The sequence below is a fragment of the Pseudomonas sp. 05N431 genome (genome assembly GCF_056397005.1).
Window position 1 is genome coordinate 18771 of record NZ_JBFTMN010000020.1, and the last position, 20827, is coordinate 39597.

Sequence of the window (20827 nt, forward strand, 5' to 3'; positions counted from 1 at the left end):
AAGGGACAGAAGCGGCGCAAGGCAATTGGTGATTATTTGAACAGCTCGTTCACATCACCGATCTGCACCATAGCGCAGAACCAATGTGGGAGCGGGCTTGCTCGCGAATGCGGCATCACATCCAACATTTTTGCTGAATGACACACCGCTTTCGCGAGCAAGCCCGCTCCCACATTTGGATCGTGCCCGGCTTAAGACTTCTTGGCGGTTGCGGCAGCTTTGACGCCGCGCTGGCGCAAGGCCTCGAACAGACAGACGCCGGTCGCTACGGAAACGTTGAGGCTGCTGACGCTGCCGGCCATCGGCAAACGCACCAGGTAGTCGCAAAGGTCGCGAGTCAGGCGACGCATCCCGCTACCTTCCGCGCCCATGATCAGGATGGTAGGACCGGTCAGATCCTGCTGATACAGATCCTGCTCGGCCTCCCCCGCCGTGCCGACAACCCACAAGCCACGTTGCTTGAGCTTTTCCAGGGTGCGCGCCAGGTTGGTCACGGCTACCAACGGAATCACTTCCGCGGCGCCACAGGCGACTTTTCGTACAGTCGGGGTCAGGGTGGCCGACTTGTCTTTCGGAACGATCACCGCCAAAGCACCCGCCGCGTCGGCAGAACGCAGGCAAGCACCGAGGTTGTGCGGATCGGTTACGCCGTCGAGCACCAACAGCAGCGGCGCGCCTTCGGTACGGTCGAGCAGCTCGTCGAGCATTGCCTCGCCCCAGACCTGGCTCGGACTCACTTCCGCCACCACGCCCTGGTGCACGCCTTCAACCCAGGCATCCAGCTCACGACGCTCGGCCTGACCGACCGCAACGCGGTTTTCGCTGGCCAGTTCGATCAGCGTCTGAACGCGCGGATCACTGCGGCCTTCGGCCAGCCAGATCTGCTTGACGCGTTTCGGGTGATGACGCAGCAACGCTTCTACGGCATGCACGCCATAGATTTTTTCCAACTGACTCATGACTTGGCCTTAGGTTTACGTGCCCCGCCGCTTTTGGCTGGAGCCGAGCCCGCTTTTGGCGGGCCTTTACGGTGTTTACTCGGTTTGGCTGGTTTGCCGCCGGAGGCCTTTTCAGGCGCCGACCGCCCGGTCTTTCCCCCAGACGCCGCTTTACCGCCGCTCTTCGCTTCGGCCAGCAACGCCTGTTTCATTTCACGACTTTTGCGCACTTCGGCGTTTTTCGCCGCGGCATCGCTCGGACGATAAGCCTCGACCGCCTTTTCCTTCGCCGGACCACGACGACCGGTTTTGGCCGGCGCAGGTTCAGCAGCAGTCTTGGCAGCAGGCGCCGAGGTCTCTGCACCACGCTTCTTGCGGCCAATCGGCGCGCTGATGGTTTTTTCAGCCATCTCGAAGTCGATCTTGCGCTCGTCCAGGTCAACCCGCATCACGCGCACTTCGACGGTATCGCCGAGACGGAAGCTGCGACCGGTACGCTCACCGGCCAGGCGGTGATGCACAGGGTCGAAGTGGTAGTAATCGCCCGGCAAAGCCGTGACGTGGACCAGACCTTCGACGTAGATGTCGGTCAGCTCGACGAACAGGCCAAAACCGGTTACGGCTGTGATCACACCCGGGAACGATTCGCCCACGCGATCTTTCATGAACTCGCACTTGAGCCAGTTCACCACATCGCGGGTCGCTTCGTCGGCACGGCGCTCGCTCATCGAGCACTGCTCGCCGAGCTGTTCCAGCGCCGCTTCGTCGTACGGATAGATGCGCGCTTTCGGAATGGTCATCGCCCCGGCACGACGCACGTGCGGCGTGTCTTGCTTGGAGTGGATGACACTGCGAATCGCCCGGTGCGTGAGCAAGTCCGGGTAACGGCGAATCGGCGAGGTGAAGTGGGTATAGGCTTCATAATTCAGGCCGAAGTGGCCCTGATTATCAGCGCTGTACACCGCTTGGCTCAACGAACGCAGCATGACGGTCTGGATCAGGTGGAAATCCGGACGATCCTTGATCCCGGCCAGCAACGCCTGGTAATCCTTCGGCGACGGGCCATCCTTGCCTTTGTGCAGGGACAGGCCGAGCTCACCGAGGAAGGCGCGGAGTTTTTCCAGACGCTCTGGTGGCGGACCATCGTGAACCCGGTACAGCGCAGGGATTTCGTGTTTTTTCAGGAACTCGGCGGTGGCCACGTTGGCCGCCAGCATGCATTCCTCGATCAACTTGTGCGCGTCGTTGCGCACGGTCGGACGGATTTCGGCGATCTTGCGCTCGGAACCGAAGATGATTCGGGTTTCCTGCGTTTCGAAATCGATCGCGCCGCGCACGTGGCGGGCCGCCAGCAACACCTTGTACAGCGCGTAGAGCTGCTTGAGGTGCGGCACGACGTCGGTGTATTCGCCACGAAGCTGACGAGCCTCGGTGGTTTTCGGCTGCTCCAGCATTGCGCTGACCTTGTTGTAGGTCAGGCGGGCGTGGGAGTGAATCACCGCTTCGTAGAAGCAGTAGTCGGTCATCTCACCGGATTTGGAGATGGTCATCTCGCAAACCATGGCCAGCCGATCAACGAGCGGGTTCAGCGAGCACAGGCCGTTGGACAGCTGCTCTGGCAGCATCGGCACCACGCGCTCGGGGAAGTACACCGAGTTGCCACGAACCTGGGACTCGGCATCCAGCGCCGAACCGATCTTCACGTAGCTGGAAACGTCGGCAATCGCCACGTACAACTTCCAGCCACCGGAGAACAGCCGCAGTTTGCCTGGCTTGGCTTCGCAGTAGACCGCGTCATCGAAGTCGCGGGCATCTTCACCGTCGATGGTGACGAACGGCAGATGGCGCAGGTCGATGCGCTTCTCTTTGTCTTTCTCTTCGACTTCCGGCTTGAGCTTGGCGGCTTCCTTGAGCACCGCTTCCGGCCAGACGTGAGGAATGTCGTAGGTCCGCAGGGCAATATCGATTTCCATGCCCGGCGCCATGTAGTTACCGACCACCTCTACCACATCGCCTTGCGGCTGGAAGCGCGGAGTCGGCCAGTGCGTGATCTTCACTTCAACGAATTGGCCGATATTGGCGTTGGCGTTACGCCCCGGCGTGACCAGCACTTCCTGCTGGATCTTCGGGTTGTCGGCCACCACAAAGCCGATGCCGCCTTCTTCGAAGTAACGACCGACGATGCTTTCGTGAGCACGCGACACCACTTCGACGATCACGCCTTCGCGGCGACCACGACGGTCGAGGCCGGAAACCCGTGCCAGCGCACGGTCGCCATCGAACACCAGGCGCATCTGCGCCGGGCTCATGAACAGGTCGTCACTGCCATCGTCCGGGATCAGGAAGCCGAAGCCGTCACGGTGGCCGCTGATGCGGCCCAGGATCAGATCGAGCTTGTCTACCGGCGCGTAAGTGCCGCGACGGGTATAGATCAGTTGAGCATCGCGCTCCATGGCGCGCAGGCGGCGGCGCAGGGCTTCGATCTGGTCTTCTGTGGTCAGACCAAACTCTTCGACCAGTTGCTCGCGGTTAGCAGGCGAACCCCGATCAGCAAGGTGCTGAAGGATCAGTTCGCGGCTAGGAATAGGGTTTTCATATTTTTCCGCTTCACGAGCGGCCTCGGGATCGAGGGACTGCCAATCGGCCATTAGAGAGTTTTCACCTTGTCTATATGCGGGTTAGTTTGGCATAGGCGTAATGAAACGGGAAATTTCAGGCTCTTGGAGGCCCTAAAAGTCCCTTCCTCCGCCTGGAAAGACAGCATTAAGCACCGCTCGTAAAATTTTCCAGGTTTTTTTGAGTTCAGGGGTTTACAGTTAAAAGGACGCTCCGTATAGTGCGCGCCATCGACGACGCAGACGCATCTCGATACTGCCCAGATGGTGAAATTGGTAGACACGCCAGCTTCAGGTGCTGGTGACCGCAAGGTCGTGGAAGTTCGAGTCTTCTTCTGGGCACCAATTTCGAGCTTGAGATTAGTTCAATTTCAAGGCTCACACAAAAACCCGCGAAAGCGGGTTTTTGCATTCTAGCCATTTGATTTATTAAAATTAAATCAGGGGTTTACAGATCAAAACGCTCTCCGTATAGTGCGCCACATCAACAGCGGCAACGCTGAAGATATTGCCCAGATGGTGAAATTGGTAGACACGCCAGCTTCAGGTGCTGGTGACCGCAAGGTCGTGGAAGTTCGAGTCTTCTTCTGGGCACCAATTCAAGGTTCAAGGTCAACGATCTTGAATCTCACAAAAACCCGCGAAAGCGGGTTTTTGCGTTTCTGACGTTCGGAAATCTCACGCATATACCGACACAGCCTCTGTAGCTGATAGCGACGCTATTGTTGAGCCCAACCGGAATCAGAGGTGCGGGCGCACACCGCGAATGTCGAGTTTGCAGCGCTGTTGATTCTGGTGTCGGGGTTGCCGATCTATCTACTCACGACGCGGATGCATTTGAGCCGCTGACGTCATCGCGAGCAAGCTCGCTCCCACACTGATCTTCAGCGAACACAAAATTTGTGAACACCGGAGATCAAATGTGGGAGCGAGCTTGCTCGCGATGACGTCAACCCAACCAACAAAAATCTTAAGCCCGAAACTGCCCCAGGCTCGCTTTCAGCTGTGCCGCCAGGCTGTCGAGCACCTTGCCGCTAGCGGTGGTTTCCACCACTGCCTGCGCCGCACGCTCGGCCTGGGCATGAATGGTCTCGACCCGCCCACGCACCGCGTGTGCGCCTTTGGCCTGATGGGCCGCCGCCTGGGTCGCCAGACCGATGGCCGCATGCACCTGCTCGACGGAAACCTGCACCGATTGCTGCAAGCGCGCACTGTCGCGCAATACCAGCAACCCTTCGCTGGCCTGACGCCCCGCCTGCCCGATCGCCGCTACGGCCTCGCGGGCGCCTTGCTGCAACGCCCCGATGTGCGCCTGAATGTCGCCAGTCGAGCTTTGAGTCTTGCTGGCCAGCGCCCGCACTTCATCGGCCACCACCGCAAAACCACGTCCAGTCTCACCAGCCCTCGCCGCTTCGATCGCCGCGTTCAGTGCCAGCAAGTTGGTCTGCTCGGCGATTCCGTGAATCACCTCCAGCACCACTTCAATCTGCTCGCTCTGCTGCGCCAGGCGCTCGATGACCTTGGCCCCGGTATCGACTTGTCCAGCCAAGGCTTCGATCAAGTTGCCAACCTGCGCCGAGGTGCGGGTGTTTTCATCCGTTGCCTGACGAATATCCACCACCTGCTGCAACGCCGCCTGCATCGCGTGGCTTTCGGCCTGTGCCTCGTCAGCCATTTGCGACAAGGCACGCAAGCTCTCCGCCACTTCATCGCGCTGGGATTTCGCCGCCGCATCGGCACCGGCATTGCGCTTGCTCATGGCACCGATTTCCACGCCAGTACGCTGGGCCACGTCACCCGCCTCGCGAACGATCGGCTGCAACTTATCCACAAAGCGGTTGACCGCCGACGCCATGTCGCCGATTTCATCTTTGCTATTGATTTGCACGCGCTTGGTCAGGTCACCATCACCCGCGGCAAGATCCTCCATTGCCGCGATCAACAGCTTCAGGCGATTGACTACACGCCGCCCAAGCACGACCGCCAGTAGCAGCAAGACACCGCAGCCGACCAGCGCCAGCGCCATGCCGATCCGCCAGCGCAAGGTCGCCGCCGCTTCCTGAACAGTGCTGGCGGTATTGGCTTTCATTTCAGTGGCCGTAGACTGCGCCGACTGCAAGCGCGAGCGCATGGCCGTGGCGCTATCGGCAGCAGCGCCTTTGAGACTGTCGCCGACCAGTTGATCACTGCTGGCGATCAGCGCCGAGAAGCGCTTGTCGAGGGCCGCCAGGTCAGTTTCCACCGACGCCGTGGAGACGCCCATCAGCACCTTGCCGATTTCCACGCCATTGGGGTTGATCGAGGCTTCGAGGTAGTAGACCGAAGGATCGTGTTTTGCCGCATCCAGCACCTTATCCAGCGCCCGATCACCCTGGCCTTTTTCCACAAGGGCAGCGTTGATCGGATTTTCCCGGTTCAGGTAACGGGTCAGGTGCTGGCCGGTGGCGTCGTCGTACACCACGAACAGTACGTTCGGATTGCGCTGGGCCCGACGGGCGAATTCGGACAGCGTAGGAACGTCGCTGTCCCACATCGCGCGGGGTGCGACCGATGCCAGGAGCTGAGCCATGTCATTGGCCGAGTCCTTCAGGTCCTTTTCCAGGGCCGCACGCAGTTGCGCCTGCTCGTCCTTGAGTCGCGAGGACAAGCCGGTGGTCAGGCGCTGACGGGTACTGGTGGAGAGGTTATCAAGACTGGAAGTGACTTCACGCCCGGCCTGCTCGAGCTCGCCAGAGAGTTTCTGGCTATCAACGCCGAGACGATTGCCCAAATCAGCTTCCAATGCGGTCACTGTGCTCCGAGTCAGTGCGACAGCCACCAACACTTGCACCAACAGGGCGATACCGAGGGTAACGAACACAGGCCGCAACAAACGGCTTTGTAACAGTGAGAGAACGGCCGACACAGGAAATCCCTCTACTTGCACGCCATTAAATTGATGGCACTCTGGAAGAGAGATTCACAGCAAAGGTCATGCCGCTCAACAGGCATAAACGACAAAGGGCCCGATTAAGGGCCCTTTGCTTTTTACATCAACGACTTATTAAGCGAACGGGTGACGCAGAACGATGGTCTCGTTGCGGTCCGGGCCTGTCGAAATAATGTCGATCGGCGCACCGACCAACTCTTCGACGCGCTTGATGTAGTTACGAGCAGCCTGAGGCAGCTCTTCCAGGGTCTTGGCGCCAAGGGTCGACTCGGTCCAGCCCGGCATTTGTTCGTACACTGGCTCCAGACCGATGTAGCTGTCGGCGTCGGTCGGTGCATCGATCACGGCACCTTCCTGATTCTTGTAGCCCACGCAGATGTTGATGGTCTCAAGACCGTCCAGCACGTCCAGCTTGGTCAGGCACAGGCCCGAGATGCTGTTGACGTCGATGGCGCGACGCAGGATAACGGCATCGAACCAGCCGCAACGACGGGCACGGCCGGTGGTTGCACCGAACTCGTGGCCACGTTTGGCCAGGAACGCACCGACGTCGTCGAACAGCTCGGTCGGAAACGGACCCGAGCCAACGCGAGTGGTGTAGGCCTTGGTGATGCCGAGGATGTAATCCAGGTACATCGGGCCAAAACCCGAACCGGTCGCGATGCCGCCAGCGGTGGTGTTGGAGCTGGTGACGTACGGGTAGGTACCGTGGTCGATGTCCAGCAGGGAACCTTGGGCGCCTTCGAACATGATGTCTTTGCCATCGCGACGCAGGTTATGCAGTTCGGCGGTGACGTCGAGCATCATCGGCTTGAGCAGCTCGGCGTATTCCATGCACTCGTCGAGAGTCTTCTGGAAGTCGATGGCCGGCTCTTTGTAGTAATTGACCAGTACGAAGTTGTGGTAGTCCAGCAACTCGCCCAGCTTGGCGGCGAAACGCTCACGGTGAAACAGGTCACCGATGCGCAGGCCACGACGCGCAACCTTGTCTTCGTAAGCCGGGCCGATGCCACGACCGGTGGTGCCGATCTTCAGCTCGCCACGGGCCTTTTCACGAGCCTGGTCCAGCGCTACGTGGTAAGACAGGATCAGCGGGCAGGACGGGCTGATGCGCAGGCGCTCGCGCACCGGTACACCCTTCTCTTCCAGCTTGATGATCTCGCGCAGCAGGGCGTCAGGTGCAACCACCACGCCGTTGCCGATCAGGCACTGCACGCCATCGCGCAGCACGCCCGACGGAATCAGGTGCAAGACGGTTTTTTCGCCGTCGATCACCAGCGTGTGGCCAGCGTTGTGGCCACCTTGGTAGCGCACTACGGCGGCAGCATGTTCGGTCAGCAGATCAACGATCTTGCCTTTGCCCTCATCACCCCATTGGGTGCCCAGGACTACGACATTCTTACCCATAACACTTGTCCTCATTCGCGCAAACTTGGTGCCGGCAGCCGCCGGCAGGAAAACTCAAGAAGCCAGCGGCAATACTTGCCAAAGCCCGTTCTGCTGAATCAATTGCCGGTCGCAGTCCGCATCACGGGCGGCGGCCAATGGTTGCCCAGGCAATGCCTGGACGACACGCTGACCCTCACTGCGCAACTGGCAAACCTGCTGCCAGAGTGCTGCATCCGTACTGTCAGGCATCCAGATACCGCCAGACGGTAGCTCGATTTCAGCACGCCCCAGGGTCACCAGGGTTTTCAAATCGGTAGAGAAGCCAGTCGCCGGACGGGCGCGACCGAAGTCGGCGCCGATGTCGTCGTAACGACCGCCCTGAGCAATGGACTGGCCGACACCCGGTACGAATACCGCGAACACCACACCGGTGTGGTAGTGGTAACCGCGCAACTCGCCCAGATCGAAGTACAGCGGAAGATCCGGGAAACGCACGGACAAACGCTCGGCAATCGCCAGCAAGTCGTCCAGCGCCGCCAAAACAGGCGCAGGCGCGTTGGCCAGACGTTCGCGAGCGGCAGCCAGCACTTCGCGGCCGCCACACAGATCAACCAGCGCCCGCAGCATGCCCGACAAATCGGCAGGCAGGCCTTCGGTCAGGGTAATGACCTCATCGATAGCCTTGCGTTGCAGGGCATCGAACAATTGTTGCTCGACCTCACCGGACAAACCGGCGGCACGCGCCAGGCCACGGTAGATGCCGACATGCCCAAGGTCCATGTGCACATCCGGCACGTCGGCCAGTTGCAGCATGGCCAGCATCAGGCTGATGACTTCCACGTCGCTGCTCGGGCTGGCATCGCCGTACAGCTCGGCGCCCAGCTGAATCGGGCTGCGCGAGGACGACAAGGCCCGCGGCTGCGCATGCAGCACGCTACCGGCGTAGCACAGACGGCTCGGGCCTTCGTGACGCAAGGTGTGCGCATCGATGCGCGCCACTTGCGGCGTAATGTCGGCACGGAAACCCATCTGCCGGCCCGACTGCGGGTCGATGACCTTGAAGGTCCGCAGATCGAGGTCCTGGCCTGCGCCAGTCAGCAGGGATTCCAGGTACTCGATATGCGGGGTCACGACGAACTCGTAACCCCAGCTCTGGAACAGATCCAACACCTGACGACGCGCGACTTCAATGCGCGCCGCCTCTGGTGGCAGTACTTCTTCGATGCCATCTGGCAGCAGCCAGCGGTCTACCGTTGCCATTACGCCATTCCCCTATGATCCGGGCCGCCAACCCTCAGGCTGGCCTTGAGTGAAGCAGAAAATGTCTGAACCATACGCATAAGTCGCGCGCATGAACAACGCGGCGATCGGCCTGGAATCGGCCTCGCCAAACACTTTCCTCGAAAAACCTGTCGAGTTGTTCAACTCGAGTCTTGCAATAAAAAACCGCAATCAAACGTGCAGACGCAAAAAAGCCGGGAATTTCCCGGCTGCCGCATCATACACACGTTTTCTCAAAGGATCACCCCGCGAGAGGTTTTAGCCGCTCGGCGGGGGTCCCCAAGATCAGTGTCGGATCAAGGCTTGGCTTTTTCCAGGTAACGGAAGAAGTCGCTGCTTGGGTCCAGAACCATGACGTCGGATTTGTTCGCGAAGCTTTCACGGTAGGCACGCAGGCTACGGTAGAAACCGTAGAACTCCTGATCCTGGCCGTAGGCCTTGGAGTAGATCGCCGCGGCCTGGGCATCACCGTCACCGCGAACCTCTTCAGATTCACGATAGGCTTCAGCCAGCAGTACGCGGCGCTGACGATCGGCGTCGGCACGGATGCCTTCGGCCAGCTCGTTACCCTTGGCACGGTGCTCGCGCGCTTCACGCTCACGCTCGGTGCTCATGCGTTCGAACACGCTGCGGTTCACTTCCTTCGGCAGATCGATGGCCTTGACCCGAACATCGACCACTTCGATGCCCAGCTCTTTTTCCGCCATCTTGTTCAGCGAAGCCGTGATGTCCGCCATCAGCGCGTCACGCTCACCGGACACCACCTCGTGCAGGGTGCGCTTGCCAAACTGGTCACGCAGGCCCGATTCCAGGCGACGCGAAAGGCGCTCGTCTGCAATTTGCTTGAGGCCGGAAGTCGCAGTGTAGAAACGCTCGGCATCCTTGACGCGCCACTTGGCGTAGGCATCAACCATGACGGCTTTCTTTTCCAGTGTCAGGAAACGCTGTGTCGGTGCGTCCAGCGTCATCAGGCGTGCGTCGAATTTACGCACCTGGTTAACGTAAGGCACTTTCACATGCAGGCCCGGCTGAACATCAGTCTGAACCACGCGCCCGAACTGCAGCAGCACCGCACGCTCGGTCTGAGCCACGATGTAGAAACAGTTCCAGGCTGCGATCGCCACGACGACGCCGACAATAAGGGCGATCAGCGATTTATTGCTCATCAGCGACTCTCCCTGGTACGTGCCGGCTGTTGCAGATCAGTTGCCGAACGCGCATGCCCTTCATTGCTGGTCGCGGCCGCGCTGGTTACCGGCGCTGCACCACTACGACCACTGTCGATCATCTTGTCCAGCGGCAAGTACAGCAGATTGTTCTGGCCATTCTTGTTGCCGGTCACGAGAACCTTGCTGGTACTGCTGAATACTTCCTGCATCGTGTCCAGGTACAGACGCTGACGAGTGACTTCCGGAGCCTTGCGATATTCGGCGACCAGCTTGGTAAAGCGATCTGCTTCACCCTTGGCGCGCGATACCGTTTCGTCGCGGTAACCGTTGGCATCTTCAATGATGCGCTGGGCCTGACCACGGGCTTCCGGCACGACGCCGTTGGCGTAGGTTTCAGCCTGGTTGCGCGAACGCTGCTCATCTTCACGAGCACGGATCACGTCATCGAAGGCTTCCTGGACTTCACGCGGTGCCGCTGCGCTCTGAACGTTGACCTGAGTGACGGTGATACCGGTGCGATAGGTATCGAGGAAGCGTTGCAGACGCTCCTTGATTTCGCTGGCCATCAATTCACGACCTTCGGTCAGCACCTGGTCCATGGCGGTGGAACCCACCACATGGCGCAAGGCACTCTCGGTCGCGTGTTGCAGGCTGATTTCCGGCTGATCGACGTTCAGCACGAAGTCCTGCAGATTGGTGATCTTGTACTGCACGGTCAGCGGCACTTCGACGATGTTCTCGTCTTCAGTGAGCATTTGACCCTGTTTGGTGTAGGCACGCTCACGCGTGACGTTTTCCATGTACTTGCGATCGATCGGCGGGAAGTAGATGTTCAGGCCCGGTCCGACGGTTTCGTAGTACTTGCCGAAGCGCAGCACCACGGCTTGCTCCTGCTCGTCGACGACATAAACCGCGCTGTACAGCCAGACGGCCGCCAGCACGACAAGGCCGATGCCGAGCAGGCCGTAACCGCCGCCCTTGCCCGAACCACCGCCATCATCACCGCGTTTCTTGCTACCACCGAACAACCCATTCAGGCTTTCCTGCAGCTTTCGAAAGGCCTCGTCGAGATCTGGTGGCCCCTTGCGGTCGCCATTATTGCGGCGTTTACCACCCCAAGGATCCTGATTATTCGAGTTGCCACCCGGCTCATTCCAAGCCATAGCGCTCTCCATCTGATAAAGCAAAGACGCACCCACGGCGCGCCGACCAATGCTACAGAATGCCTGCCACAGCGGCACAACCGCTTTTTCAGGCTTTTATTGCAAAGTGTGTTGCTCGATGAATTCCAACGGCTGCATTCCCTCGCGGCTCACCAGTCGATTGAGCTCGACTCGCGGCAAACGAACGGCCAGCAAACAGATGCCTTCTTCGTCGTGTTCTTCTTTCTGTACGGCACCGAGCGCAAAGAACTGTGCACGCAGTCGAGCAAAACGCTGCGGCAAGCGCAAGGTGCCAACGAACAAATCGTTGCCGAGCAATTCCGCAATCGCCTGCTTGAGCAGGTCCAGGCCCTGACCGTCACGCGCTGATAACCAGACCCGCTGCGGCTTGCCGTCGGCATCACGCTGGATCTGCGGCTCTACGCCTTCGAGCAAATCGAGCTTGTTATAGACCTCCAGGATCGGCAAGTCTTGTGCACCGATCTCACCGAGCACCACCATGACCTGTTCGATCTGGGCCATCCGCTCCGGCTCATGGGCGTCGATCACATGCAGCAGCAGGTCAGAGTTGCTCGACTCTTCGAGCGTAGCCCGAAATGCCTCGACCAGCTTGTGCGGCAGATGACGAATGAAACCCACGGTATCAGCCAGCACGATCGGACCGAGGTCGGCGAGTTCGAGCCGGCGCAAGGTCGGGTCGAGGGTCGCGAACAACTGGTTGGCGGCGAATACATCGGAATCGGTGACCGAGTTGAACAGCGTCGACTTGCCGGCGTTGGTATAGCCCACCAGTGAAACCGACGGGATATCCGCACGCTTGCGGCCACGACGCGCCTGATCACGCTGACTGCGGACCTTTTCCAGACGACCCTTGATCTGCCGCAGGCGAACCCGCAGAAGACGCCGGTCGGTTTCCAACTGGGTTTCACCCGGACCGCGCAGACCGATACCGCCTTTCTGCCGCTCAAGGTGAGTCCAGCCGCGGACCAGTCGCGTACTCATGTATTCAAGCTGGGCCAGTTCAACCTGGAGCTTGCCTTCATGGGTGCGGGCGCGTTGGGCGAAGATATCGAGAATCAGGCCGGTACGGTCAATCACGCGACACTCGAAAACACGTTCGAGGTTACGTTCCTGACTGGGCGTGAGGACGGAATTGAATATGACCAGATCGACCTTCTCGGCTTTGACCTGGTCGCGCAACTCCTCGACCTTGCCACTGCCAATCAGGTATTTGGCGGTTGGCCGATGACGCGGCACGTTAACAAACGCGACGGTCTCGGCGCCGGCCGAAATTGCCAACTCCTGAAACTCCTGCGGATCTTCGCGCGCCTCAGGGTCCTGACCATCCAAGTGAACGAGAATGGTTCGCTCACCACCACCGTGGCGCTCAAAGAACAAAGGAGACTCCTATCAGGCGTTACCTGGCTCAGCGTCTGCTTGTTCGGTTTCGGTTGCGCTAGGCAGACGAATTGGACGAACCGGCACCACTGTAGAGATAGCGTGTTTGTAAACCATCTGGCTGACGGTGTTTTTCAGCAGGATAACGAACTGGTCGAACGACTCGATCGTGCCTTGCAGTTTGATTCCGTTGACCAGATAGATGGAAACCCCAACTTTCTCTTTACGCAATGTATTCAAGTAAGGGTCTTGTAGCGAATGCCCTTTTGACATGTGCCGCACTCCTTTAAGGATTCAATAATAAAAATAGGTAAACAGGTGGCTTAGGCCGTCACACCCCCAAGGATAGACGGCAATTGCAAGGACTCAGCTCAATATGGAGACCGTTCCCAGGTATTTCAAGGCGCGTGGCAGATTGTCGCAATCGAGGCTGTCCAGCCAGTGTAAATCATCCCAACTGCGCAGCCAGGTGAACTGGCGCTTCGCCAATTGGCGCGTGGCAATGATCCCACGCTCCTGCATCTCGGCTGACGTCAGCTTGCCATCCAGGTAATCCCAGACTTGTCGGTAGCCTACAGCGCGTATAGACGGCAACCCGGCATGCAGGTCACTTCTTTTACGCAGGGCTACGACCTCGTCAATGAATCCCTGTTCCAACATTTGTGTGAATCTTTGTTTAATACGCTCATGCAATACCTGACGGTTCGCCGGAGCGATAGCCAAGTTCGCGACAGTATAGGGCAATTGTGGGCGACCCGAAGCGCCTGCTTCAGTACTTTGCGCAGATTGTCGTGCGCGGAGTTCGGTCATGCTCTGGCCGCTGACCCGATAAACTTCCAATGCCCGACTGAGTCGCTGCGGGTCATTGGGGTGAATTCGCGCCGCCGACACCGGATCAATCAGCGCCAACTGATCGTGCAGGGCTTGCCAGCCAAGGCGTGCAGCCTCTTCCTCGATTTCAGCGCGAATCTGCGGATCGGCCGCCGGCATATCCGCCAGACCTTCGAGTAAAGCCTTGTAATAGAGCATTGTGCCGCCGACCAGCAGCGGAATATTGCCGCGCGCGGTGATTTCGGCCATGGCCTGCAGGGCATCCCGGCGAAAATCAGCCGCCGAATAAGCCTCGACCGGATCAAGAATGTCGATCAACCGATGAGGAAACTCGGCCAACAGTTCCTTCGAAGGCTTGGCCGTGCCGATGTCCATGCCTCGGTAAACCAGCGCCGAGTCGACACTGATCAGCTCGCACGGCAGAACCTTGGTCAGCTCGATGGCCAGATCGGTCTTGCCCGCAGCGGTCGGGCCCATCAGGAATATCGCTGGAGGGAGCTGGCTCATCAACGACCGCGCAAGAACAGTTTGTCCAGATCGTCCAGACCCAGTTGGGTCCAGGTCGGTCGGCCATGGTTGCATTGACCGCTGCGCTCGGTATTTTCCATGTCCCGCAGCAGACCGTTCATTTCCGGCAAGGCCAGGCGCCGGTTGGCGCGAACGGCGCCATGGCAGGCCATGGTCCCGAGCAGTTCGTTCAGGTGTGCCTGAATCCGGTCGCTGGTGCCGTATTCCATCAGGTCCGCCAACACGTCGTGAACCAGACGATTGGCTTCAGCCTGCTTGAGCAACGCCGGAATCTGCCGGATCGCCAGGGTTTCCGGGCCCAGACGCTGCAGTTCAAAACCGAGGCGCTGGAACCAGCTGACGTGCTCTTCGGCGCAATCGGCTTCACGCTGACTGACCGCAATCGACTCCGGCACCAGCAGCGGTTGGCCGCTCAGGCCTTCGCTGGCCATCGCGATTTTCAGACGTTCATACATGATCCGCTCATGCGCGGCGTGCATGTCCACCAGCACCAGCCCTTGGGCGTTTTCCGAAAGAATGTAGATGCCTTTGAGTTGTGCCAGCGCATACCCCAGCGGCGGGATATCACCCTGACCGTCTGGCAGCGCGGCGGCATTCGCCTCAGGCAGTGGCGCAAAAAACTCGCGATAGGCAGCCTGCGCTTCGGCCACCGGCACGCCCGACTGCGGACGCGGCGTGTATTGATACTGATAACCAGCGCCGGCGCCCGAGCTTGAGCCCGCCGTTGTATTAAAGGATGGCTGTGCCTGCGGCTGCTCCAGCAACGCATTGGCCGCCAGACGCATTTCACCTTGCGGGCCGAACTCGCCGGCTTCGATGCCGGTCGGCCTGACCACGGCCGTCGCGACAGGCGCAGCCAAATGATCTTCCGGACGCACGTCGCCCAAGGCGCGGTGCAAGGTGCCATAGAGGAAGTCGTGGACCATGCGCCCGTCACGGAAGCGCACTTCGTGTTTGGTCGGGTGCACATTGACGTCGACGCCCGCCGGATCGACTTCGAAAAACAGCACGAACGTCGGGTGCCGCCCGTTGAACAGCACGTCGCGGTACGCCTGGCGCACCGCGTGGGCCACCAATTTGTCGCGCACCGCACGGCCATTCACAAAGAAATACTGCAAGTCTGCCTGGCTGCGGTTAAAGGTCGGTAACCCGACCCAGCCCCACAAATGCAGGCCATTGCGCTCGATCTCGATTGGCAGCGCCTGCTCCAGGAAGCCCGCGCCGCAGATCGCCGCCACACGCCGGGCGCGAGCCGCGTCGTCATGGGCTTCGTGCAGGCTGAGGATGGTCTTGCCGTTATGGCGCAGATGGAACGCCACGTCGAAGCGCGCCAGCGCCAGACGCTTGATCACTTCTTGCAGGTGATCGAATTCGGTTTTTTCGGTCTTGAGGAATTTGCGCCGCGCCGGGGTGTTGAAGAACAAGTCGCGCACTTCAACCGAAGTACCCACCGGGTGGGCCGCTGGCTGGACGCGAGGTGCCATGTCCCGGCCTTCGGTCTCGACCTGCCAGGCCTGATCGGCACCTCGGGTGCGGGACGTCAGGGTCAGACGCGCCACGGAGCTGATCGACGCGAGGGCCTCACCGCGAAACCCGAGGCTCATCACCTGCTCAAGGTCTTCGAGATTGCGAATCTTGCTGGTGGCATGTCGCGCCAGCGCCAGCGGCAAATCATCGGAGGAGATACCGCTGCCATCGTCGCGAACCCGCAGCAGCTTGACGCCGCCCTGCTCGACATCGACATCGATACGCTTGGCGCCGGAGTCGAGGCTGTTTTCCAACAGCTCCTTGATCACCGAAGCCGGGCGTTCAACCACCTCACCGGCGGCAATCTGGTTCGCCAGTCGCGGGCTGAGCAGCTCGATACGCGCGGCGGTGTTCACGGCGTCGTTCATTCCTTGGCCGCCAATTCGGTGCCCGGGATGTTCAGGTGCTGGCCGATTTTCAGTTCGTCGGATTGCAGGCCGTTGGCGCTGCGCAGGGTCGCCGGCGAGACCTGATAACGCACCGCGATCATCGCCAGGGTTTCACCCGGACGCACCGTGTGGTCACGCGGCCCCTGGGCAATTTTGCCGGAATCACGCAGCCAGGCGATGTAGGTGCCCGGTGGCGGGTTCTGCTGGAAGAACTGGCGCACACCCGCGCTGATCGAACGGGCCAGCGCTTGCTGGTGACCAGACGCAGCCAGTTTCGAGGCTTCGTTGGCGTTGGAGATAAACCCGGTTTCGACCAGGATCGACGGAATGTCCGGCGACTTCAACACCATGAACCCGGCCTGCTCGACGCGCTGTTTGTGCAATGAGGTGACACGGCCAATGTTGCTCAACACCTTCTGGCCGACGTTCAGGCTGGAGGTCAGCGACGCGGTCATCGACAGATCAAGCAGTACGCCGGCGAGCATCTTGTCCTTGTCGTCAAGGCTGACGTTGCCGGCACCGCCGATCAGGTCGGAACGGTTTTCGCTGTCGGCCAGCCAACGGGCGGTCTCGGATGTTGCGCCGCGCTCGGACAAGGCGAATACCGAAGCGCCGAACGCTGCGGCGGAGGGTGCCGCGTCGGCGTGAATCGAGACGAACAGGTCGGCGCCCTTCTTGCGGGCGATCTCGGTACGGCCACGCAATGGAATGAAGTAGTCGCCGGTACGGGTCAGCTCGGCCCGGAAGCCTTTCATGCCGTTGACCTGGCGCTGCAGTTCGCGGGCGATGGCCAGCACTACGTCTTTCTCGTGCTGGCCACGGGAACCGGAAGCGCCCGGGTCTTCGCCGCCGTGACCAGCATCGATGACCACGATAATGTCGCGCTTGCCGGCCGGAGCAGGCGGCAACTTGATTGCCGGCTCAACCGGAGCCACCGGCACCGCAGGCACGGTGGCAACGGTTGGGGCCGGGGTCGGCGCAGGTGGTGGCGCGGCATCGGCGGCGTTGTCGAACAGATCGACCACCAGTCGGTTGCCGTACTGCGCATTCGGCGCCAGCACGAAGCTTTTCGGGGTGACGGCTTTTTTCAGGTCGATGACCACCCGCAGATCGGTCGGCGTGCGCTGAGCCGAACGCATGTCGGTAATCGGGGTATTGGCGGTAGAGACCTTCAACGGTGCGCCAAGGACGGCGCCATTGATGTCGATCACCAGACGATCAGGAGCCGTCAGGGTAAAGACGCTGTGCTGGACCGGGCCAGACAGGTCAAACACCAGTCGGGTGTTATCCGGTGCCCGCCACAAGCGAACACTGTTGACCTTTGTCGCGGCCACAGCGTCGACGGCCAGTGCCGTAAGCAGCATTCCTACGACAGCAACCAACGCGCGAAAGCGCATACCTAACCCCATCATTTATTTGAATTCCAATGCCAAAGCGGCACACCAGGACTCGCCACGCAAACCCTGGGGCGACAGATTCAGCGAACGCCCGCTGTCATGCGGGCTAATGGTAATGGTCAGGTCAGGCTTTGGCAAAAAGCCTGCACCCTTCTGGGGCCACTCAATCAGGCACAGTGCATCGTCTTCGAGGTAGTCACGAATGCCGAGAAACTCCAGCTCCTCCGGATCGACCAGTCGATACAGGTCGAAGTGGAAGGCGCGGGTGTCACCGATCTCGTAGGGTTCGACCAAGGTGAAGGTCGGACTTTTTACCGCCCCAACATGCCCCAAGCCACGAATAATGCCCCGCGACAGGGTGGTTTTACCCGCCCCCAGGTCACCGTCCAGAAAGATGATGCCGTGCCCTTGGGTCACTTGAGCGATACGGTTGCCCAACACCACCATGGCGTCTTCATTGGCCAGATACAGGGTTACTTCAGACACGGTGCTTGCTCCTCCAGCAACTGACGAATGGCGGGAATCAGATCACTGGCCGCCAGCCCCCGGCCATATTTACCTTCACGTTCGCCAGCGTTGGCGTGCAGCCAGACCGCCAGGCAAGCCGCATCGAATGCGTTCAGGCCCTGAGCCAACAAGGCACCGACCAGTCCGGCCAGTACATCGCCCAGACCCGCGGTAGCCATGGCCGGATGGCCTTGATGACACAGCGCCAAACGACCATCGGGACTGGCAATCAGGCTGCCGGCCCCTTTTAGAATGACGGTGGTTGTGTATTTTTTGCTCAATGCATGGGCCGCGGCAGGGCGATCGGCTTGAACCTCAGCCGTGGAAATCCCCAATAACCGCGCCGCCTCCCCCGGATGCGGAGTGATCACGCAATCCTTCGGCAGACGCACATCGCCCAGGCTCAGCAGATTCAGCGCATCGGCATCCCAAACCTGCGGTAACGAGGCATTGGCCGCTGCCGACAACAAGCTACGACCCCACGCGCCCTTGCCGAGACCCGGCCCGACCACCAGCACACTGGCTTGCTGAAGCGGGCCCATCAGCTGGTTGGCGGAATGCGTACCCAGCACCATGACCTCGGGCACCCGCGCCAATGCGGCCGGCACATGTTCGCTGCGGGTGGCCAGAGATACCATGCCCGCGCCACTGCGCAGGGCACTTTGGGCGCTCAAGAGAATGGCACCACCAAAACCGCGATCGCCACCGATCAGCAGGACGTGACCGAACCGGCCTTTGTGAGCGCTCGGTACCCGAGCCGCCAGGCGCGGCAGGTTGCCAGGATTCAGGCGATAAGCACTGACGGTGCTTTCAGCGACAACCTGCGGGTCGGCTTGCAGATCGCTGAACTGTAACTCCCCCACCTGATCCGCCGCATCGCCGGTGAACAGCCCAAGTTTGAGGCCGATGTACGTCACCGTGAGGTCGGCCCGAACCGCAACCCCGAGGACTCGCCCGGTATCGGCGCACAGGCCGGACGGGATATCCACCGCCGCAACGGGCAGGCCACAAGCATTGATTGCCTCGATCGCGGCAACATAGGGTTCGCGCACCTCACCGCTCAGGCCAGTGCCCAGCAGCGCATCCAGCACCACGCCTCGCAGCTCGATAGCAGGTGACCAGGCCTCGACGACAACCCCGGCGGCCAGGGCTTCGGCATACGCCAGCGCGGCATCACCCTGCAGGCGCGCCGGTTCAACCACCGCCAGCACTCGCACCTGCCAGCCGGCTCGCAGAGCCAATACCGCCACCAGATAACCGTCCCCAGCGTTATTGCCGTGGCCCGCCAACACGCTGAGTTCAGTGGCCGTCGGCCAGTGCCGGACCATCGCCCGCCAAGTAGCACGAGCCGCCCGATGCATCAATTCGAAGCCCGGTGTTCCGGCCGCAATCAGCCGCGCGTCGAGCGCCCGGACCTGTGCGGCGCTGTACAGCGCGTCGGGTAAATGGTGTTTTGTCTGCGGCATGCGTCTTCAGGCTCCGATGTCTGGCAGAATTATACGCACCTCAGCTCCGGTTTCCCCTGTCTCATGCCTGCAATTACCACAGATCTTCCTGCTCTCGCCCAATCGATCAAGGACTGGGGCCGCGAGTTGGGCTTTCAACAAGTCGGCATCAGTGGTCTGGACCTGGCTGAGCATGAACAACACCTGGAACGCTGGCTCGAAGCCGGCTACCACGGCGAAATGGACTACATGGGTGCCCACGGCAGCAAACGCTCGCACCCGGAAGAACTGGTGCCGGGTACGTTGCGGGTGGTTTCACTGCGCATGGACTACCTGCCGGGCGACACTGAAATGGCCAAGCGCCTGGGCCAACCGGAAAAAGCCTACGTCTCGCGTTATGCCTTGGGCCGCGACTATCACAAGCTGATCCGCAAGCGCGTGCAGCAACTGGCCGAGAAGATTCAGCAGGTCATTGGCCCCTTCGGCTACAGGGCTTTCGTCGACAGCGCCCCGGTGCTGGAAAAAGCCATCGCCGAACAAGCCGGCCTCGGCTGGATCGGTAAAAACACCCTGGTGCTGAACCGCAAGGCCGGCAGTTACTTCTTTTTGAGCGAACTGTTCGTCGACCTGCCGCTGCCGGTAGACCCACCTCACAGCACCGAACACTGCGGGCGCTGCACGGCATGCCTGGATATCTGCCCGACCAAGGCCTTCGTCGGCCCCTATGTGCTGGACGCTCGCCGCTGCATTTCGTACCTGACCATCGAGCTGAAAACGGCGATCCCCGAAGACTTGCGGCCGCTGATCGGCAATCGGGTGTTCGGTTGCGATGATTGCCAGATCGTTTGCCCATGGAACCGCTTCGCCCGCCCATCCGGCGAAAGCGACTTCAAACCGCGGCACAACCTCGACAACGCCGAGTTGGCCGAACTGTTCATGTGGGATGAAGAGAAATTTCTGAGCAGCACCGAAGGTTCGCCGCTGCGCCGCGCCGGTTATGAGCGCTGGCTGCGCAACCTGGCAGTGGGACTTGGCAATGCGCCTTCAACGATTCCAGTGCTGGAAGCCCTGAAGGCGCGTGCAGATTATCCGTCAGAGCTGGTGCGCGAGCATGTGCAATGGGCGCTGAAACAACACGAACATCGCGCCAATCAATAGAACCAAGCCGCCCCCCCCCCGTAGCAGCTGCCGAGCCCGCGAGGCTGCGTTCGAGGACGCAGTCCTCGCCAATTCTGCACACGCGGTTTACCTGAAAGAACGCGCTGCCTGATTTCACGACTGCTGCGCAGCCGAACGCAGGCTACGCCAGCTGCTACATGTG

At 60.4% G+C, this 20827-nt stretch carries 15 protein-coding genes, 2 tRNA genes and 1 pseudogene; 4 read left to right on the forward strand and 14 right to left on the reverse strand.

Annotated features, from left to right (window positions below):
- Nucleotides 1-191: 191 nt before the first annotated feature.
- Nucleotides 192-959 (reverse strand): 23S rRNA (guanosine(2251)-2'-O)-methyltransferase RlmB, encoded by a 768-nt coding sequence (gene rlmB, locus AC1DIG_RS25275; protein ID WP_054595361.1) that lies wholly within the window; start codon nt 957-959, stop codon nt 192-194.
- Entirely contained in the window at nt 956-3586 is a 2631-nt protein-coding gene (gene rnr / locus AC1DIG_RS25280; RefSeq protein WP_477769484.1) for a ribonuclease R, read from the reverse strand. Before rnr ends, rlmB begins: the two co-directional genes overlap by 4 nt.
- A 225-nt stretch (nt 3587-3811) precedes the next feature.
- Between rnr and AC1DIG_RS25285 the strand changes: the two genes are divergently transcribed.
- The 3 genes and pseudogenes from AC1DIG_RS25285 to AC1DIG_RS25295 all read left to right on the forward strand — a co-directional run.
- Nucleotides 3812-3898 (forward strand) — tRNA-Leu (locus AC1DIG_RS25285).
- Between the two features lie 165 nt (nt 3899-4063).
- Nucleotides 4064-4150 (forward strand) — tRNA-Leu (locus AC1DIG_RS25290).
- Between the two features lie 110 nt (nt 4151-4260).
- Nucleotides 4261-4402: pseudogene (locus AC1DIG_RS25295) on the forward strand (hypothetical protein); the annotation flags it as partial.
- 121 nt (nt 4403-4523) lie between these two features.
- Here the strand turns inward: AC1DIG_RS25295 and AC1DIG_RS25300 are convergent.
- The 12 genes from AC1DIG_RS25300 to AC1DIG_RS25355 all read right to left on the reverse strand — a co-directional run bounded on the left by AC1DIG_RS25300 (nt 4524) and on the right by AC1DIG_RS25355 (nt 19527).
- The gene (locus AC1DIG_RS25300) at nt 4524-6458 is read right to left on the reverse strand and encodes a methyl-accepting chemotaxis protein (protein WP_477769485.1); all 1935 of its coding nucleotides are present in this window, start codon (nt 6456-6458) and stop codon (nt 4524-4526) included.
- Nucleotides 6459-6596: 138 nt separating this feature from the next.
- The gene (locus AC1DIG_RS25305; protein WP_123423781.1) at nt 6597-7889 is read right to left on the reverse strand and encodes an adenylosuccinate synthase; all 1293 of its coding nucleotides are present in this window, start codon (nt 7887-7889) and stop codon (nt 6597-6599) included.
- Nucleotides 7890-7943: 54 nt separating this feature from the next.
- Nucleotides 7944-9131 (reverse strand): ATP phosphoribosyltransferase regulatory subunit, encoded by a 1188-nt coding sequence (locus AC1DIG_RS25310; protein WP_477769486.1) that lies wholly within the window; start codon nt 9129-9131, stop codon nt 7944-7946.
- A gap of 317 nt (nt 9132-9448) precedes the next feature.
- Nucleotides 9449-10318 carry a protease modulator HflC gene (gene hflC / locus AC1DIG_RS25315; RefSeq protein WP_427547397.1) on the reverse strand — a complete coding sequence of 290 codons (870 nt, stop codon included), beginning with the start codon at nt 10316-10318 and terminating at the stop codon, nt 9449-9451.
- Nucleotides 10318-11484, reverse strand: coding sequence for an FtsH protease activity modulator HflK (hflK, locus tag AC1DIG_RS25320; RefSeq protein ID WP_477769487.1), 1167 nt, complete (start codon nt 11482-11484; stop codon nt 10318-10320). The genes hflC and hflK overlap by 1 nt, the downstream gene beginning before the upstream one ends.
- A 96-nt stretch (nt 11485-11580) precedes the next feature.
- On the reverse strand, nt 11581-12882 hold the full coding sequence (hflX, locus tag AC1DIG_RS25325; RefSeq protein ID WP_019691506.1) for a ribosome rescue GTPase HflX: 1302 nt from the start codon (nt 12880-12882) through the stop codon (nt 11581-11583).
- Between the two features lie 12 nt (nt 12883-12894).
- Nucleotides 12895-13155, reverse strand: a complete 261-nt coding sequence (gene hfq, locus AC1DIG_RS25330; protein ID WP_123423785.1) for an RNA chaperone Hfq — start codon at nt 13153-13155, stop codon at nt 12895-12897.
- 93 nt (nt 13156-13248) lie between these two features.
- Nucleotides 13249-14220, reverse strand: a complete 972-nt coding sequence (gene miaA, locus AC1DIG_RS25335; RefSeq protein ID WP_477769488.1) for a tRNA (adenosine(37)-N6)-dimethylallyltransferase MiaA — start codon at nt 14218-14220, stop codon at nt 13249-13251.
- Nucleotides 14220-16124, reverse strand: coding sequence for a DNA mismatch repair endonuclease MutL (gene mutL, locus AC1DIG_RS25340; protein ID WP_477769532.1), 1905 nt, complete (start codon nt 16122-16124; stop codon nt 14220-14222). Before mutL ends, miaA begins: the two co-directional genes overlap by 1 nt.
- Before the next feature lie 8 nt (nt 16125-16132).
- Entirely contained in the window at nt 16133-17569 is a 1437-nt protein-coding gene (locus AC1DIG_RS25345; protein ID WP_477769489.1) for an N-acetylmuramoyl-L-alanine amidase, read from the reverse strand.
- Complete coding sequence (gene tsaE / locus AC1DIG_RS25350; protein WP_477769490.1) at nt 17570-18040, reverse strand: tRNA (adenosine(37)-N6)-threonylcarbamoyltransferase complex ATPase subunit type 1 TsaE; 471 nt, start codon at nt 18038-18040, stop codon at nt 17570-17572. It lies immediately after the preceding gene.
- The gene (locus AC1DIG_RS25355) at nt 18028-19527 is read right to left on the reverse strand and encodes an NAD(P)H-hydrate dehydratase (RefSeq protein ID WP_477769491.1); all 1500 of its coding nucleotides are present in this window, start codon (nt 19525-19527) and stop codon (nt 18028-18030) included. Before AC1DIG_RS25355 ends, tsaE begins: the two co-directional genes overlap by 13 nt.
- Nucleotides 19528-19590: 63 nt before the next feature.
- Here AC1DIG_RS25355 and queG point away from each other — a divergent pair, with 63 nt between their 5' ends.
- Nucleotides 19591-20664, forward strand: a complete 1074-nt coding sequence (queG, locus tag AC1DIG_RS25360; protein ID WP_477769492.1) for a tRNA epoxyqueuosine(34) reductase QueG — start codon at nt 19591-19593, stop codon at nt 20662-20664.
- Nucleotides 20665-20827: the final 163 nt, after the last annotated feature.

Coding starts and splice junctions, on each gene's coding strand:
- AC1DIG_RS25310 (WP_477769486.1), bottom strand. CDS start 9,131: ATGGCAACGGTAGACCGCTGGCTGCTGCCAGATGGCATCGAAGAAGTA.
- hflK (WP_477769487.1), bottom strand. CDS start 11,484: ATGGCTTGGAATGAGCCGGGTGGCAACTCGAATAATCAGGATCCTTGG.
- rlmB (WP_054595361.1), bottom strand. CDS start 959: ATGAGTCAGTTGGAAAAAATCTATGGCGTGCATGCCGTAGAAGCGTTG.
- AC1DIG_RS25305 (WP_123423781.1), bottom strand. CDS start 7,889: ATGGGTAAGAATGTCGTAGTCCTGGGCACCCAATGGGGTGATGAGGGC.
- AC1DIG_RS25345 (WP_477769489.1), bottom strand. CDS start 17,569: ATGATGGGGTTAGGTATGCGCTTTCGCGCGTTGGTTGCTGTCGTAGGA.
- rnr (WP_477769484.1), bottom strand. CDS start 3,586: ATGGCCGATTGGCAGTCCCTCGATCCCGAGGCCGCTCGTGAAGCGGAA.
- AC1DIG_RS25355 (WP_477769491.1), bottom strand. CDS start 19,527: ATGCCGCAGACAAAACACCATTTACCCGACGCGCTGTACAGCGCCGCA.
- hflC (WP_427547397.1), bottom strand. CDS start 10,318: ATGAGCAATAAATCGCTGATCGCCCTTATTGTCGGCGTCGTCGTGGCG.
- queG (WP_477769492.1), top strand. CDS start 19,591: ATGCCTGCAATTACCACAGATCTTCCTGCTCTCGCCCAATCGATCAAG.
- miaA (WP_477769488.1), bottom strand. CDS start 14,220: ATGAGCCAGCTCCCTCCAGCGATATTCCTGATGGGCCCGACCGCTGCG.
- hfq (WP_123423785.1), bottom strand. CDS start 13,155: ATGTCAAAAGGGCATTCGCTACAAGACCCTTACTTGAATACATTGCGT.